This window comes from Gemmatimonadota bacterium (genome assembly GCA_026706845.1).
Classification (GTDB): domain Bacteria; phylum Latescibacterota; class UBA2968; order UBA2968; family UBA2968; genus VXRD01.
Genome location: JAPOXY010000049.1, coordinates 1 through 15,312, shown reverse-complemented (window position 1 = coordinate 15,312; position 15,312 = coordinate 1). Strand labels below are relative to the sequence as shown.

The window sequence follows — 15,312 nt, the reverse complement described above, 5'->3', positions numbered from 1 at the left end:
AGGAGCTGCGACTCGGCCTGCTGCCGCCGAAAGACCACTCCCACGTCGGAAGGGCGGTAAATGACACCTGTGCTGATCACCTCTTGTGCATCGGTAAATATCGACATGAAAAGTCCAGCAAACACCACGGCGGGTAGCGACAAGGCGATATTGGTCACAACTGAAATAAAGAGAATAGTCCAACCGTGGCGCTCTGCACCCGCGGGATCTTTCGCCCCCAAATGCTGCCCTACCATAGCCGTTGAAACCGTACCAAAAGACAGCCCGGTTCGCCGCAAAATATGTTCCAATTGACTCCCAATCGCATACGCCGCAACCGCAGTTGTAGATAATGTGGACATGGCAATGAGTTTGAGATAAACCACACCTGAGCCATTGCGCAAAATGCCTTGCAGACCAGAAGGCACGCCAATTTTGAGAATGCGGCGCGCAACATCCCAGTTAAACCGGTAGGACGTATCGGGCAAAAGAGTGAGCGCAAAACGCCCGCTATAAAGACACCCAAGCCCAATCAGGGTTGCCGCACTGCGCCCCAAAAGACCGCCCACAGCAGCCCCCACAACGCCCAATGCCGGCAAACCCCAGTGACCAAAGATTAGGAGATAACACATCACAATTTGAATACTACTACTGATCAAACTCAAAAAGAAAGGCGTGCGCGTATCCCCAGCACCCTGAAAGCAACTCGCAATCGCGCGATTTAGCGTCATAAAAGGAACGCCTAAAAAGAAAACCTGTAAATACGGCGTACCCATAGCTGCTACCTTCGGATCCGAGGTCATCATCGGAATCAAAAAAGGCGAAAGAGCCAAACTGCCCAGACCAAAAGCGATACTAAAGAAAAAAAGCAGGGAAAACGCCTGCTTCGCCGATGCACTGGCTTCGCGCATAGAATCCGCGCCAATCGCCTGTGCGACCATCGTCAGCGCGCCTCTCGAAATGGACATCATCGCCGTAAAAAGAACGCGCGTAAACACCTGAGCAATACCCACTGCAGAAAGGGCGGCAGGACCGAGCGTCCCGATAAAAATGAGTTGAACCATGAGTACAACACTCTCGATCTGGCCTCCCGCAGCAACGGGCAAGGTCATCCCGAGGATCTTCCCGGTCAGCGAAAGATCGACTTTGCGCTCGGTGGATTCTATTGTCGTTTCGAGTGGTTTGGACATGAAATTAAAAGATGTTCGGGAATACCCTGTCCCATCACCATAGCCGCGACATCGTCCTGCGTGACATCACAGATCGAAAAATCGCCGACCTTTTCGCCGTGGCTGAGAATAGTTGCCCGGTCAGCAACCTCAAACACGTGGGTAATATTATGCGTAATAAAAATAACACCTATACCTTTTTCTTTAGCAGCCGCAATATAGCCGAGCACCTTGCGCGTTTCGCCAACAGAAAGAGCAGAAGTCGGCTCATCGAGAATGAGCACGCGGGATCCAAAGTGAAGGGCGCGGGCTATGGCAATCGATTGTCGCTCGCCACCGGAAAGACGGGCAACGGATTCGCTCGCATTGCGAATGTGAATACCTATCTCACCCAGCGCTGCGGCCGCACCTGCATCCATCGCCGCCTGATCGAAAAGCGCAAACGGACCGACCCGCTTGACGAGTTCTCGCCCCAGATAAAAATTGCGCGCAATGCTCATACTCGGCACAAGCGCGAGGTCCTGATAAACGGTCTCAATCCCCAGATCTCGAGCATCCTGTGGCGAATCGAATCGAATGACTTCATCCCCAAAATACATATCGCCTTCGCTCGGCGGATAAACACCCGTAATCACCTTAATCAGCGTAGATTTACCCGCCCCATTATCGCCTAAAAGCGCGAGAACTTCACCGTCCTCAAGCGTGAAATCAACGCCTTTCAGGGCGACAATATGCCCAAAGCGGCGACCGATATTTTTGAGTTCGAGCAAAGCCACATGTATCCTCAGCGTTCTTTACGCACAAAATTGTTAATCACAACAGCCGCAATCATAATAGCGCCAATAGCACCCCGAAACGCATTGGAGGGAACCTGCATAAGAACAAGCCCCGTGCGCAACATACCGGTCAGCGCAGTACCAATAGCCGAACCGATCAAACTGCCATAACCCCCTGTAAGCAGCGTACCACCAATGACAACCGCGGCGATAACCTCGAGTTCCAGCCCCGTACCGCGCAATGGATCGACGCTCTTGAGGCGTGCGACCTGAATAATACCCGCGAGTGCGGCGAGAAATCCCGAAATGACAAAATTGGTCACGCGCACGCGATCGATACGAATACCCTGCAAACGCGCCGCCTGGGCATTGCCACCCGTAGCAAAAACAGCGTTGCCAAAACGAGATTGACTCAAAACAATCGCAAAAGCCGCGGTCAGCCCTATCCACCACAGAATGCCAGTGCGGTAGTTCCCCGGTTCAATACGTCCGTTGAGCGCGTAAAAAAAATCAATTTTAACCGGCATCAAAGGATGGGGTATAAGTGCCTCAATGGCGAGATAAGCGACAAAAAGAAGCGCAACAGCAACCAGGATTTTGGACTTTATGGACTGATTTCTCGCCCGCCAGATATCCCTAGCCGTCCACAGAACGAGAAAAAAAAACGCGAGCGTCAAAATAAAAACCACGAAACCGGGCACTTCGAGAACTGGAGACTCGCGCGAATAATCGGCATATCGAATAATGCGCCCGCCGGAAATAACCGTAAGGGGAATGGCGCGATACGCGAGCATCGTCCCCAACGTAATAATAAAGGAAGGAATACCCGTCGATATGAGAAGCAACCCATTGATCAGACCGAGCAAACAGCCGGCAATTAATCCAATTCCTGCCGCGAGTAAAACAGGTACACCATTTACGGTCGCATAGAGAAATGCGAGAGAAGACACCCCCAGAATAGAACCAACTGAAAGATCAAACTCTCCAGAAATCATCAAAAGCGTAATACCTATCGCGAGGATGCCCGGAACGGCCTGACTATTGAGAATGGATGATATCGCGCTATGGGAAAGAAATGTATCTGGCGTGGCGAATGCAAAGATCAAAAATATAACGGAAAAACCCGCTGCGGCGCCAGCTTCTGGAGAGCGCGCAAGGCGGGTGCGAATGGCGTCATAAGGCTTCAATAGAAATCCTATCTATAACCTGCGGTCACTAATCTGTCAATGCGGTCAACATTTGTTGCATTAATGGCGAACGGGCCTGTGAGCACATCCTGTGCGAGAGTAAGACCATAGGCATTATTCAAATACAAAAAAGAAACAGTCAGATAACCCTGCAAATAGGGCTGTTGATCGACAGCCTGAACCGTATATCCCCTCCGAATATGCTCAAATATGGACGTACTCGTATCGTGGGTAACATGCAAAATTTCGCCAACTTTTTTTCCCTCTTCCTCAAGAAAAAGATAAAAAGCATCGGCTGGCAGCGGTCCCAGGGTAGCGATGGCATTGGTCTCGGGATGCCCGAGAAAATAGTCGCGCAACAAGCCCGCAGACTGCTCGACATCATTAGATATGGTCAAACCGTCAACGACAATGCCTCTCTCTTCAAAAATACTCGAGAATCCGGCAAATCGCGCTTCGAGACCACTGTGCCCGAGTTCCTGGATAGGACATACCGCGCGCTGAACCGCGATCCCGCGTTTTTCCGCCTCGGCGAGAATGGCTTTGGCATTGGATTGACCGCCGAGATACTCGCTGGCACCCACATAAAATTGCGTGGGCAGTGCATTATCTCCCCCCGCATTGGGATCCGCCGTATTGAGCACAATAATGGGAATACCCGCCGCGTGTGCGCGCACAACGCTCTCCCGAATAGCTTCGGGATCCGGACACGTAATGCCAATGCCATTGACCTTATTTGCAATAGCGTCATCGAGAAAATTGGGCATATCCGCAATTGAAAATGTGGGATTGCTCAACCATTGCACATCCACATCATAGCGTTTGGCCGCATCTTCCATACCCTTAATCACCACATTCCAGAATGGATTTCCAGGTCCGCCATGCGTGACAAAAGCAAATTTGTAGCGTTCCTGAGCAATTGCGGGATGCAGACAAGAGAAAGCAAAAAAAAGCGCGAGAATATAGCGAATAACCATTGAGAACTCCTATCTCGAAATGATGACTTCGCAAGATACGCGCCCAAAAAGATCAAGTCAAGTTCGACAAACAGGCATGCGTGTACGGTAAGGGATCTATGCCCGTAGCGAGTATTGTAGCGCGCGCATGGGCGAGAAGAAAATCGAGTTCATCGGGGGTATCGACATCAAACCAGGGGGGAACGAGACCGAGCGTATTCCCCGCGCGCTGAACGCGGTCAATAGTCTGCGACAAAACACTGGGCGTACTCCATGCCACATCCTCGAAAATTTCCGGCGTCGATTTTGAAACACCAACGAGATAGTATCCACCATCTGTACTCGGACCTAAAACAACATCCTTTGTGTGCAGCAGATCGAATGCCTGCGTAATATGGTGGGCTGGCAGAGAAGGGATATCCGTACCAATGAGAACGGCTGCTGATGCACCTGCATCGAGTTCTTGAACAAGAGCTTCTCGCATGCGAACACCAAGGTCATCCTGCACCTGGGGAACGAACTGCCATTGAGCCTTCACCCCCCCACCAAAAAGCGCGCGAACCTCGGACTCTGCATCGGGCGGATCAAAAGCAATCACCCGTCTATCGACATCAATACTTTCACCCCGCGCCAGCACATCGCGCACAAACGCGGTGTAAAGGGCTGCAACCTGATCGGGTGCATAGCGCGTCTGCAACCGGGTCTTAACCGCTCCGGGAAGTGGATTTTTGACAAAAACGATTAGAGATGTCATATAAGAGTTGATACGCTGTTTACGCAAACCTTAAATTTTTGTATCATAACAAAACCAATGGACATAGTACCGGAAAATGCTCTAAAAATCAACTTATTGAGTCGCCCTCTCAATCCCAAAGGAGAACCTGAAACATGAGTTCCCGCACCCGAACATCTGATTTTACCCCCCTCACATATACCACACCCGACCGTCTGGTCACAGATTTTGCAAGCCGGGGCATAGTCATCCTTTCCCCCGAAGACCTGGGCATCCCCGCCGAAGTCCACAAACGCGTTTACGACTTCGAAAAAAAGGCTAAAAAAGAGAAAAAACGCGTCACAACGGGCATCATCCCCGACGTACTCGAAGTCCTCAACGCACCCGGCCTCGTCTCAGCCTGTGACCAGCTCGCAGGTAAAAATTGGGCCATCGTCCCCTTTACCCACAACGCAGTCTTTACCAGTGGCCCCAGAGATCAACACTGGCACAAAGACGACAACGGCCCATACAACGGCCGAAAACAGCGCCACCATCAGGCCGTCCAACTGGAAATGCTGTATTATCCTCAAGATGTCACAGCAGAAATGGGGCCCACAGCAACCATCCCCTACTCACAATATTGGACCTTTAACCACGAAGAAAACCACGACAACTTTGCGGGCGCAGACCACCTCGATTTTGCCTACTTCTTCGACATGCAAAGCGAACACGTCAGCGGGCCCCAATCCAAATACGATATCGAAGACATCGTCAACCAGCGCACCGCCCATGACATTCGCATGCGCGATGCCGTCACCGACACACAATGGCCTCTCGTACTCCCCTTTGAAGCAGGACCACTCCGCGCAGGCAGCGTGATCATCTACTCGCACAACACCTTCCACAGGGGCAACCACCGGCGCGATGACTGGCGCACCTGGGACGACAACCCGCGCTTTATGTGGCGCTTCTGGCTCTATCGCACTACCGATCCATCACCCAACGGGACAACAACCGTTGTGCCAATGAACGACCTCGGCATCGACCCCATCACCCGCGTCAACCTCTCTGAGGCACCAGACGATGCCACCGAAGTGTGGCGCTATCATCATCACTGGATCAAAACCGGCCAGGCACCGCCACCGCGTCCCGAATCAAAATCTGCTTCGCAAAAAGAAAAAGAGCGCGAAGCCAAAGCCCTTTTCGAACAACTCCACGCCAAATACGACGAAGCTGAACCCGCCCGAATTGGGGCTGCTTACAAACTCGCCTCAATTGGCGACCCGGCATTGGCCACCAAAATTCTCGGACGCGCGCTCTACACCGACCGCGAAAATGTGCGACGCGCAGCCACATACGGCCTGATCGCCGTGGGACCAGATGCGACAGACACACTCATCGAAGCAACTCGATCGCCTATCAAATGGATTCGCAAAGCAGGTGTCTATGGCCTGGGCGATGCCAGCCATCTCACAAAGGATGTACTCGACGCAGTTACCTCCTGCTTACACAACGATTCCTCTGTCTATGTCCGTTCTGTAGCCGCGGGAACCCTCGGCTGTTTGGGACGCCGTGCAGTGGCTACTGGTAAAGGCACTGACCTGATCCCCACTTGTATTGATGCGCTCTTACAAAGCCTCAGCCGAGAAAAAAATCGCCCCAGCATGGACAAAGCGCAAAAACGAAGCATCAAATTTGTTCGCCCAACCGACGACTGCGACGTCTGCGAAGGCAGTGGCGTCGATTTTGGCCTCGACCGCTTTAAGCCCGTTCGCTCTGCCGTCCGGGAAAACGCCCTGTGGTCCATCGTCATCCTCTGTTCCCACGGCACCAGGATCCTCGGCAATGCACTCGAGCCGACAATCGAGACCTTAAAAAACATTATCCGAACCGACAAAAATGTCATCGACGTCGGATTCGCCATGGACGCGCTGATTCGCCTGGTCAAATTGAGCCCGGATGAAGTTCCTCAAATCAACCGGAAAAACCTCCTGAATATCTTGAAAGAACTCCCCGTACACAGCTGGGAAACCTTCATCCGAGGAGGCCTTAGTCTGGACACCGTATCAAAATTTAATAAACCCTGACAACACATCAAAGAATGGAGAACCTATGTCTCAGGACCGACCGAATATTCTCTATATCATGGACGACCAGCACCGATGGGATTATCTGGGATCAATGGGCGCTGATTTTGTCAAAACGCCCAATCTGGACCGGCTGGCCGAGCGCGGCATTCAGTTCACACAATGCACGACAAATTGTCCGGTTTGCGCGCCATCTCGCATTGCGGTCGCATCCGGCCTGCAACCCGTTCGCCTGGGAGCACTGGGTAACAACAATTTTCTGCCACGCACAGCCACAACCTATTATCAACGGCTACGCGATCACAATTACTACGTAGGCTGCGTGGGCAAACTGGATCTGGCAAAACCCGATGGGTACAACGGACGCGATGGCGACAGACCAGCTACGTATATGTGGGGCTTTACGCATCCCGTTGAAGTTGAAGGCAAAAGCCATGCTGGCAGGGGCAGAATTCCCCAGGGACCCTACAATCATTTTTTAAAAGAAAAAGGATTACTCGATGCGTTTGTCGATGATTATTCAGCGCGAAGTGGTCCCAGAACAAGTCACGATTCGGTACTGCCGACCGAAGCATTTGCAGATACGTACATCGGACAGCGATCTGTCCAGTGGATCGAAGACATACCAGACGATTTCCCCTGGCATTTATTCGTGAGTTTTGTGGGACCACACAGCCCATTTGATCCCCCGACCGCATATGCCGAACGATATCGCAACGCCGAAATGCCAGCTCCGATCCCAGCAACGGGCAAAGGTAAACCCAAAAATATTGAAAGCAGCAGAAAAGGGCTGACCGGGGCTGAGATCCTGGAGACGCGGCGGCAATATTGTGCGTACATCGAACTCATTGACGCTCAAATTGGCGAAATATTAGACGCGGTTGAAAAGCGGGGAATGATGGACAATACGTACATTATATTCACCAGCGACCACGGTGAAATGCTCGGCGATCACGGGCTTTATGGCAAAAGCGTGCCCTATGAGGCTTCGTTGCGCGTGCCGCTTATTGTGGCTGGACCCGGTATTGAGGGGGGCAGGGTATCGGCAGAACCTGTAGAATTGATCGATACCAACGCGACAATCTGCGAATGGGCCGGATTACCACCACAGGAAAATATCGACGCGCAGTCACTGGGACCCGTTTTGAGAGGCGAGACGAATGATCACCGCACAGAATCGGTCAGCCAAATTCGTAATTTCAGGTTGATTCGCACGAAAACACACAAACTGATCGAAAACCAAAACGATATCAATGAGCTGTACGACCTGGAAAATGATCCAGATGAGCTGAACAATATCGCAAATGAAAACTCAGATATCGCAAGAAAACTTAGCCGTCGGTTAGACGAGAGATTCAAAGAAGGTGCCTGGCTACGCGGTTGAGAAAGGAGATCATGATGAGTAAACCCAATATCGTCTTTATTCTGGCTGATGACCTCGGGTTTGGTGATGTACGAGCAAATAATTCCGAGTCAAAGATTCCAACACCAAATCTGGATCGGATAGCAGCGGAAGGGATGCGGTTTACCGATGCACATACCAACTCGGCGATGTGTTCGCCTACGCGATATGGATTGATGACAGGAAGGTATGCGTGGCGCACCTGGTTAAAGAGGATCGTACTGCCACACTTTTCAAAACCCCTGATAGACGAAGGACGAATGACGCTGGCATCGCTCTTAAAGTCTCATGGATATGCGACCGCAGCGGTTGGCAAATGGCATCTGGGTTTGGGATGGCAGGCCAAAGATGGCGAGACGTTTGATCCGGAGGTCTGGACACCGCATCAGATTGATGCGATTGATTTTACTAAACCGTTAAAAGGAAGCCCACTGGATCACGGATTTGATTATTTTTTTGGGTTGAACGCGTCAAACAATATGCTGCCGTATTGCTTTATTGAAAATGATCGCGCAGTTTTGGAACCGGATGAGCGGAAGTGGCCAGTGTATGATACCGAATCGCCTGTGGGATTGATGTCGCCGGATTATACGTCGGAGAAAATTGATCAGGTTTTGCTTAGCAAAGCAAAAGCGTGGCTAAATACGCATTTTGAAGAGCGGCAGGATGATCCTTTCTTTTTGTATTTTCCATCGTCGGCAATCCACCGTCCGTGTTTGCCATCCCATAAGTGGATTGGAAAAAGTCAGGCGGGATTGAGAGGTGATAAGGTTGCAGAATTAGATGATATTGTCGGGCGTTTGTTGGGAGAATTGGAAAAACACGGCGCGCTCGATAACACGCTGGTGATCTTTTCAAGTGATAACGGCGGACTTGCAGGCGATTCCGAGCAAGCGTTGCAGGAATTGGCGGACAATGGGTATGGTCAGGTTTGGCCATCCCGGCAATTGTTGGGTAGAATCGATGAAGGGATTCACAATGTGCGCGGAAGAAAACATTTGACGTATAGCCATCGGTGCAACGGAGAGTTTTTTGGTTACAAAACGGATATATATGAAGGCGGACACCGCGTGCCTTTTTTGGTACGCTGGCCAGGTAAGGTAACGGCGGGAACAGTTTGCGATGAGACGATTTGCATGACGGACATGCTGGCGACAGTGGCGGCACTTTTGGGCGAGACTTTGCCCGAAGATGCGGGTGAGGACAGCTACAATGTGTTGCCATTGATATTGGGCGAAGAAATTGAGAAACCGATTCGAGAGGCGACGGTCCATCACTCAGGTCAGGGGATGTTTGCAATCAGGAAGGGCAAGTGGAAGCTGGTGTTGGGACAGGAGTCGGGGGGTCAGACTGATCGCACAGTTGAAACTGAGGGACAGCTCTACGATATGGAAACAGACAAAGAAGAAACCACAAATGTGTATGAAGAGCATCCTGAAGTGATAGCAGAACTGACGGCTTTGTTGGAAAAATATGAGCACGAGGGACGGAGTGCTCCGGTAATGGCTTGAGGAGATGATGCAATTCTAATCTCTGTACACTTCACGCCGATGCTTGGCATAGTGGACAACAATCTCTCGTTTTGCCCGGTTATAGGTATATAGGACGCGGTAATCGCCAACTCGCAACTTGAACATACCCCTCCAATCTCCTCTAAGCCCTTCGGGTCTAATCGCATCAAAATTCTCGGCTAACCATCGCAGTCTTGTAAGCACTCGCTGTGCTATTGGTGCACCCAAACGGTCTAAATCGGATTCAGCATTGGACGTAAATTCTACCTCATACATCACCAGGTCAACCCCAGTCTCTCAGCGACTTTCTGTGCAGGTACAGTTTTACCACCAGCTTCCACATCAGCAAGAGACTGCTTCAGTTCTTCGACGAAGTCATCGCGCAATTCCAGCCCTTCATCCGGATCGCTCATCATTTCTGAGAGCGTTTGTATGACAACTTCCTGAACAAGTTCTCTAAACTCATCAATTGTTAAATCGGCAACTTTTGTTGCTTCTGTAGAGACATTTGAAGAAGTCATTTTTCAGTACCTTTCTTCGATTTATATCAACTCAATTTCTCCCGCAACAACTGACTGGCTTTTTGGGGATTGGCCTGGCCTTTTGTAGCTCTCATAAGCTGCCCCATAAAGAACCCCATAAGCTTTTGATCGCCGCCTTTAAACCGCTCAACCTCCTCGGGATTATCCGCAATAATCTGATCGATCACGCCATCGAGTTCACCCGCATCGCTGATTTGCACAAGCCCCTTCTTCTCCACAATAGACGCAGGACTCTCCCCTGTCTCCACCATATCGTCAAAAACCGTTCGCGCGATACTGGTACTAATATCGCCCTTATCGATCAAACCAATCAACTCCGCGAGACATTCGGCTGAAACGCGCAAATCGCCAATCGCGATCTTCCGGTCATTCAGAACGCGCATCACATCGCCCTGTATCCAATTGGCCGCGAGCCTGCTCTGCACACCCGTCGCAACCGCAGCTTCAAAATAATCCGCAACATCTCGATCTGCGGTAAGCACATCGATCTGATCGCCGGAAATATCGTAAACCTCTGCAAAACGCGCGCGTTTGTCCTCTGGCAACTCTGGAATCTGGCTCTGAACGCGCGCGACCCAGGCATCATCTACGACCAATGGGACCAGATCCGGATCGGGAAAATAGCGATAATCGTCCGACTCCTCTTTTGTACGCATAGCCCGCAAAATATTGCGATCGGGGTCATAGAGCATCGTCGCCTGCTCAATCTCACCCCCGGTCTCAACCAAATCAATCTGCCGCTGAATCTCGGACTCGATAGCGCGCTGGCAATTGCGAAAAGAATTGACATTTTTGATCTCAACCTTCGTGCCGAGTTGGGTTTCTCCAACGGGTCGAATCGACACATTGGCATCAATTCGCATATGTCCCTTTTCCATATCGCCTTCGGACACTCCCGTGTACACCAGCAATTGATGCAAACTCGTCAGATAGTAAAAAACTTCCTCCGACGTCGAAAGATCCGGCTCACTCACAATCTCGATAAGCGGCACACCACAGCGATTGACATCCACGAGAGACTCCCCTGCAGCCACAAAAGCCTCCTGGTGGATGCTCTTGCCAGCATCTTCTTCCATATGGATACGCGTAAGGCGAATGGTCTTCCTACCACCGTCAGCCGTGGGCACGTCAACACCCCCACCAGTAGCCAGAGGCATTTCTTCATTGGATTGAAACTGCGAGATTTGATACCCCTTGGGCAGATCGGGATAAAAATAATTCTTCCGCAAAAAACGGCTGCGCGGTTGAATCGCGCAGCCTGCAGATAGTGCAACGCGCATCGCCAGTTCAACCACATTCTGATTCAACACGGGAAGCGCACCCGGCAAGCCCAAACACACCGGACAGACATGGGTATTGGGATCGGCGCCAAATTCGGCACTACATCCGCAAAAAATTTTCGTAGTGGTCGCAAGTTGGGCGTGCACTTCCAGGCCGATGACAGACTCGTAATTCATGACGCCAACTCTCTTTCAACAACTGCAGATGCGCTCAAAATGGTCTCTTCGGCAAAGGCATTACCGAGCAACTGCAAGCCTATGGGCAAGCCTTCAGTCGATGTGCCACAAGGTACCGAAATACCGGGAATACCAGCGAGATTCACAGAAACAGTATAAATATCGGAAAGATACATCTGAAGCGGATCGTCGAGTTTTTCACCCAGCTTAAACGCCGGAGTAGGCGATACGGGCGAAGCGAGGAGATCACAGGATTCAAACGCGCGGTCAAAATCCCGACGAATAAGCGTGCGCACCTGTTGCGCCTTGCGATAATACGCATCGTAATACCCCGCACTCAACGCATAAGTCCCCAGCATAATGCGACGCTTGACTTCTGCGCCAAAACCCTTGCTGCGCGTTTGAACATACATATCAATCAGGTTTTCTGCCTCATCTCGGAAGCCGTATTTCACCCCATCGTAACGCGACAAATTAGACGATGCCTCAGCCGTAGCAATAATATAATATGCGGCAATTGCAAAAGCGGGATGTCCGGCAGTTGGCAGCGAAACTTCGCGAATAGACGCGCCATTTTTTTCCAGAATTTCAACCCCCTGCATGACAGCATCGCGAACGTCGGCTTGCAGACCCTCGCCGAAAAACTCTGTCGGCAAGCCAATGGTGAGACCATCAACGCCTCTTTGGCAGGCCAAAAGGTAATCGAGCACCGGTACAGAAGCAGAGGTAGAATCGCGGGGATCGTGCCCGGCGATGACGCCGAGCAGGGTGGCCGCATCTTCGACAGTACGCGCAAATGGACCAATCTGGTCGAGAGAAGAGGCATAAGCGATCAGACCATAACGAGAAACCCGACCGTAAGTGGGTTTTAGACCCACCACACCGCAGAAAGATGCGGGCAAACGAACAGACCCCCCAGTGTCAGACCCCAGGGTCATCAGAGCCTGACCGGCAGCAACAGCAGCGGCAGAGCCACCGCTGGACCCGCCTGTTACACGAGTTTGATCGCGTGGATTTTTGACCGCACCAAAATGGGAATTTTCGCTGGAAGAGCCCATGGCAAACTCATCCATATTGAGTTTGCCCAGGATGATTGCATCGGCCTGACGCAAACGGGTAACAACGGTTGCATCATAAGGTGGGATAAAATTGTAGAGAATTTTTGACGCACAGGTCGTGCGCAGCCCTTTGGTACACAATACATCTTTCAGGGCAATCGGAATGCCTGCGAGAGGGCCAAGAGCCTGACCCTCTGCGGCTTTTTGATCGACAGCATCTGCAGCTTTGAGCGCGCCTTCTTCATCAATAGTGATGAAGGCATTGATATCGGGATTTGTATTTTGGATGTGCGCGAGGATCTCTTCCGTTATTTCGCCGGCTGTGTGCGTACCCCAGCGAATGCCCTGTACAAGCTCCCGCGCTGTTTGGGCGGAAAAAACAGAATCGTCAGCCACCCTGCCTCCAGATTACGATTTTGTTTCTGTACCCGATGTTGTCTGTGTGGGTTGTGTGGGTTGTGGTTCGGGAGGCGGAGCAGTATTGACGTTGTTTTCTATTTCGGTCTGAACGTCTTTCACGCCGCGCTTAAATTCGGTAATCCCCTTGCCGAGAGACTGGGCAATTTCGGGAATGCGTTTTGCACCAAACACCAGCAAAACAACGACCAAAATCAATACGATTTCCCACGGTCCCATGCCGAACATGTCACACCTCCAGAAATAACTCAGTAGGAATACTTGACGTAGTACCAGGCTATCCCGATACCGAGAAAACTCAACACATTAAAAGGGAGCGAAAAGCCAAATGTAAAGGTCATAATGATCAGGTTAATCTTAATGGGATCGAACTCGTAAACATAAGATTCAATAAGCACTTTTTCTGCCACATTATTTTCCAGGCCGAGGCCATCAAAAATAACAGCAAGGACCTGGCCAACCACGTTGCCGGCAAGAATGCCAATAAAGATCGCAACAATGAGAATTCCCAGACTTTTTCGCCTCATAATCACGCTTTAAAAAAAGTTTTAGTCCCGCACATCTGCCACTTCGCGGTCTGTAATCGTGTAATACAACCATCTGAACAGGCCAGATAGGGAAATGGCAAGTGCCATGGGAAAGAATACTTCATAGGTATAAAAAAACATGAGCACAATAACACATAGTAGAAAAATCAAGCGAACGCGGCCGCGTCTTGTTTCTATAGACAACCTCGAAAACGCACTGTACTCAATTGTGCTGATCATGAGAAATGAGAGCACAACGCACAGGGCGATGGCAATATGAGGCGCATGAGTGCTACTCTGCCACACCCGCTCTGTAAAAAGAATATATGCGGCCAGAGTACCCGCTGCCGTTGGAATCGGGAGACCGGAGAAATTTTCTTTGTCAAATCCCTTTAATAGTGCGTTGAAACGCGCCAGTCTCAGCGCACCACACAGGAGAAACAAAAAACAGACGCCAAAGGGCAACCAGCGAATGACCAGCAAGGTATCGAGATAGTACAGCATTAGCAGGGCCGGAGCCACGCCAAAAGAGCACACATCGACAATGGAGTCAAATTGGACGCCAAAGTTGCTGGACGTATGGAGATATCGCGCAACTTTTCCGTCGCACGCATCGAGAAATCCCGCAATAACGATGAGAAGCGCTGCACCGATAAAACGCCCATTCACAGCGTAGTACATAGATAAAAAACCACAAAACAAACTGCTGATGGTAAACAGGCTGGGCACGGCTGCTTTGGCATTCACATTCATTGACATGGCTCCAATCGGGGATTACTCGTTGCGCGGGTCGGATTCTAAGACGAGTTGGGTATCAAATACGTCCTCGCCACGCAAAATTTTGAGACTAAATATATCGCCAACGGCCGCGTATCGAAAAGCATCTACAACATCATCGGCACTACTGGTATTTTTCTTATTAACCATCACAATCACATCGCCGGGCAACAACCCGGCACTTTCGCCCGGGCTGAGGGGATCGACGACAGTGATCAAAGCACCTTTAATTGTACGAACCCCAAGGGTGCGAGCAATGTGCGAGTTGAGGTTGTGAATATCCAGCCCGGTCCAGAACTCGCGACTACCCTGATCAATGAGCTGACAGGCCACCTGGATTGCGCGGTCAATAGGCACTGCAAAACCGATGCCCAATGACCCGCCCTGGGAAAAAATAAATGAATTAATGCCAATAACGCGACCGAGGCTATTCACCAGAGGACCGCCGCTATTGCCCGGATTAATTGAAGCATCCGTTTGAATCATGCCTTTGTAGGCGCGTTCATTTTGCTCCGGACGAACAATGCGATCTACTGCACTAATAACACCAACCGTAACGGTGGGATTGAGATCTTCAAAGTGCAAGCCAAAAGGGTTCCCAAGCGCGATCGCCCATTCGCCAATAATAACGCTTTCAGATGTCCCAATCTCGGGAACATAAAGACTATCGGCATCGATCTGCACAACTGCGAGATCCCATTGACGATCTATAAAAACGTCGAGAACATCAAAGCGCCGACCATCGGGAAAGA

16 protein-coding genes are annotated in these 15,312 nt (G+C 50.8%); 3 read left to right on the top strand and 13 right to left on the bottom strand.

The genetic code is table 11. The features are described 5' to 3' along the window. The 5 genes from OXG87_04870 to OXG87_04850 all read right to left on the bottom strand — a co-directional run. Window positions 1–1,169 (bottom strand): MATE family efflux transporter (locus OXG87_04870; GenBank protein MCY3868867.1); only part of this gene is annotated, 1,169 nt, incomplete at its 3' end. Then, window positions 1,142–1,924: an ATP-binding cassette domain-containing protein gene (locus OXG87_04865; protein MCY3868866.1), complete on the bottom strand. Its 783-nt coding sequence runs from the start codon at window positions 1,922–1,924 to the stop codon at window positions 1,142–1,144. The genes OXG87_04865 and OXG87_04870, both read right to left, overlap by 28 nt. Window positions 1,925–1,932: 8 nt before the next feature. After that, window positions 1,933–3,111, bottom strand: a complete 1,179-nt coding sequence (locus OXG87_04860; GenBank protein MCY3868865.1) for an ABC transporter permease — start codon at window positions 3,109–3,111, stop codon at window positions 1,933–1,935. Between the two features lie 8 nt (window positions 3,112–3,119). After that, window positions 3,120–4,088: a substrate-binding domain-containing protein gene (locus OXG87_04855; GenBank protein ID MCY3868864.1), complete on the bottom strand. Its 969-nt coding sequence runs from the start codon at window positions 4,086–4,088 to the stop codon at window positions 3,120–3,122. A 52-nt stretch (window positions 4,089–4,140) separates the two neighbouring features. Next, the gene (locus OXG87_04850) at window positions 4,141–4,821 is read right to left on the bottom strand and encodes a TIGR04282 family arsenosugar biosynthesis glycosyltransferase (GenBank protein ID MCY3868863.1); all 681 of its coding nucleotides are present in this window, start codon (window positions 4,819–4,821) and stop codon (window positions 4,141–4,143) included. 134 nt (window positions 4,822–4,955) lie between these two features. Between OXG87_04850 and OXG87_04845 the strand changes: the two genes are divergently transcribed. Genes OXG87_04845 through OXG87_04835 form a run of 3 tightly spaced genes read left to right on the top strand, consistent with a single transcriptional unit; the run spans window position 4,956 to window position 9,782 of the window. Further along, window positions 4,956–6,869, top strand: coding sequence for a HEAT repeat domain-containing protein (locus OXG87_04845; protein ID MCY3868862.1), 1,914 nt, complete (start codon window positions 4,956–4,958; stop codon window positions 6,867–6,869). 25 nt (window positions 6,870–6,894) lie between these two features. Beyond that, window positions 6,895–8,253 carry a sulfatase-like hydrolase/transferase gene (locus OXG87_04840; protein MCY3868861.1) on the top strand — a complete coding sequence of 453 codons (1,359 nt, stop codon included), beginning with the start codon at window positions 6,895–6,897 and terminating at the stop codon, window positions 8,251–8,253. 14 nt (window positions 8,254–8,267) lie between these two features. Beyond that, window positions 8,268–9,782, top strand: coding sequence for an arylsulfatase (locus OXG87_04835; protein ID MCY3868860.1), 1,515 nt, complete (start codon window positions 8,268–8,270; stop codon window positions 9,780–9,782). A 15-nt stretch (window positions 9,783–9,797) separates the two neighbouring features. Here the strand turns inward: OXG87_04835 and OXG87_04830 are convergent, their stop codons facing one another. From OXG87_04830 to OXG87_04795, 8 genes are all read right to left on the bottom strand, one after another. Continuing rightward, entirely contained in the window at window positions 9,798–10,058 is a 261-nt protein-coding gene (locus OXG87_04830; protein MCY3868859.1) for a type II toxin-antitoxin system RelE/ParE family toxin, read from the bottom strand. Continuing rightward, the gene (locus OXG87_04825) at window positions 10,058–10,303 is read right to left on the bottom strand and encodes a hypothetical protein (GenBank protein ID MCY3868858.1); all 246 of its coding nucleotides are present in this window, start codon (window positions 10,301–10,303) and stop codon (window positions 10,058–10,060) included. The genes OXG87_04830 and OXG87_04825 overlap by 1 nt, the downstream gene beginning before the upstream one ends. Before the next feature lie 26 nt (window positions 10,304–10,329). Next, a complete protein-coding gene (gene gatB / locus OXG87_04820; protein ID MCY3868857.1) occupies window positions 10,330–11,781 on the bottom strand; it encodes an Asp-tRNA(Asn)/Glu-tRNA(Gln) amidotransferase subunit GatB in 1,452 nt (483 codons plus the stop codon). Further along, window positions 11,778–13,151, bottom strand: coding sequence for an Asp-tRNA(Asn)/Glu-tRNA(Gln) amidotransferase subunit GatA (gene gatA, locus OXG87_04815; protein ID MCY3868856.1), 1,374 nt, complete (start codon window positions 13,149–13,151; stop codon window positions 11,778–11,780). Before gatA ends, gatB begins: the two co-directional genes overlap by 4 nt. 96 nt (window positions 13,152–13,247) lie before the next feature. Continuing rightward, window positions 13,248–13,484 (bottom strand): twin-arginine translocase TatA/TatE family subunit, encoded by a 237-nt coding sequence (locus OXG87_04810; protein ID MCY3868855.1) that lies wholly within the window; start codon window positions 13,482–13,484, stop codon window positions 13,248–13,250. A gap of 20 nt (window positions 13,485–13,504) precedes the next feature. Beyond that, window positions 13,505–13,783 carry a DUF4321 domain-containing protein gene (locus OXG87_04805; protein ID MCY3868854.1) on the bottom strand — a complete coding sequence of 93 codons (279 nt, stop codon included), beginning with the start codon at window positions 13,781–13,783 and terminating at the stop codon, window positions 13,505–13,507. A 21-nt stretch (window positions 13,784–13,804) separates the two neighbouring features. Continuing rightward, the gene (pssA, locus tag OXG87_04800) at window positions 13,805–14,536 is read right to left on the bottom strand and encodes a CDP-diacylglycerol--serine O-phosphatidyltransferase (protein MCY3868853.1); all 732 of its coding nucleotides are present in this window, start codon (window positions 14,534–14,536) and stop codon (window positions 13,805–13,807) included. 21 nt (window positions 14,537–14,557) lie between these two features. After that, the coding region (locus OXG87_04795; protein ID MCY3868852.1) for a trypsin-like peptidase domain-containing protein at window positions 14,558–15,312 on the bottom strand (755 nt) is incomplete at its 5' end.

What these genes read in the sequence shown, in the direction of transcription:
- OXG87_04850 (MCY3868863.1), bottom strand. Translation starts at nt 4,821, where the DNA reads ATGACATCTCTAATCGTTTTTGTCAAAAATCCACTTCCCGGAGCGGTT.
- OXG87_04835 (MCY3868860.1), top strand. Translation starts at nt 8,268, where the DNA reads ATGAGTAAACCCAATATCGTCTTTATTCTGGCTGATGACCTCGGGTTT.
- OXG87_04840 (MCY3868861.1), top strand. Translation starts at nt 6,895, where the DNA reads ATGTCTCAGGACCGACCGAATATTCTCTATATCATGGACGACCAGCAC.
- OXG87_04845 (MCY3868862.1), top strand. Translation starts at nt 4,956, where the DNA reads ATGAGTTCCCGCACCCGAACATCTGATTTTACCCCCCTCACATATACC.
- OXG87_04830 (MCY3868859.1), bottom strand. Translation starts at nt 10,058, where the DNA reads ATGTATGAGGTAGAATTTACGTCCAATGCTGAATCCGATTTAGACCGT.
- pssA (MCY3868853.1), bottom strand. Translation starts at nt 14,536, where the DNA reads ATGAATGTGAATGCCAAAGCAGCCGTGCCCAGCCTGTTTACCATCAGC.
- OXG87_04810 (MCY3868855.1), bottom strand. Translation starts at nt 13,484, where the DNA reads ATGTTCGGCATGGGACCGTGGGAAATCGTATTGATTTTGGTCGTTGTT.
- gatB (MCY3868857.1), bottom strand. Translation starts at nt 11,781, where the DNA reads ATGAATTACGAGTCTGTCATCGGCCTGGAAGTGCACGCCCAACTTGCG.
- OXG87_04805 (MCY3868854.1), bottom strand. Translation starts at nt 13,783, where the DNA reads ATGAGGCGAAAAAGTCTGGGAATTCTCATTGTTGCGATCTTTATTGGC.
- OXG87_04825 (MCY3868858.1), bottom strand. Translation starts at nt 10,303, where the DNA reads ATGACTTCTTCAAATGTCTCTACAGAAGCAACAAAAGTTGCCGATTTA.
- OXG87_04855 (MCY3868864.1), bottom strand. Translation starts at nt 4,088, where the DNA reads ATGGTTATTCGCTATATTCTCGCGCTTTTTTTTGCTTTCTCTTGTCTG.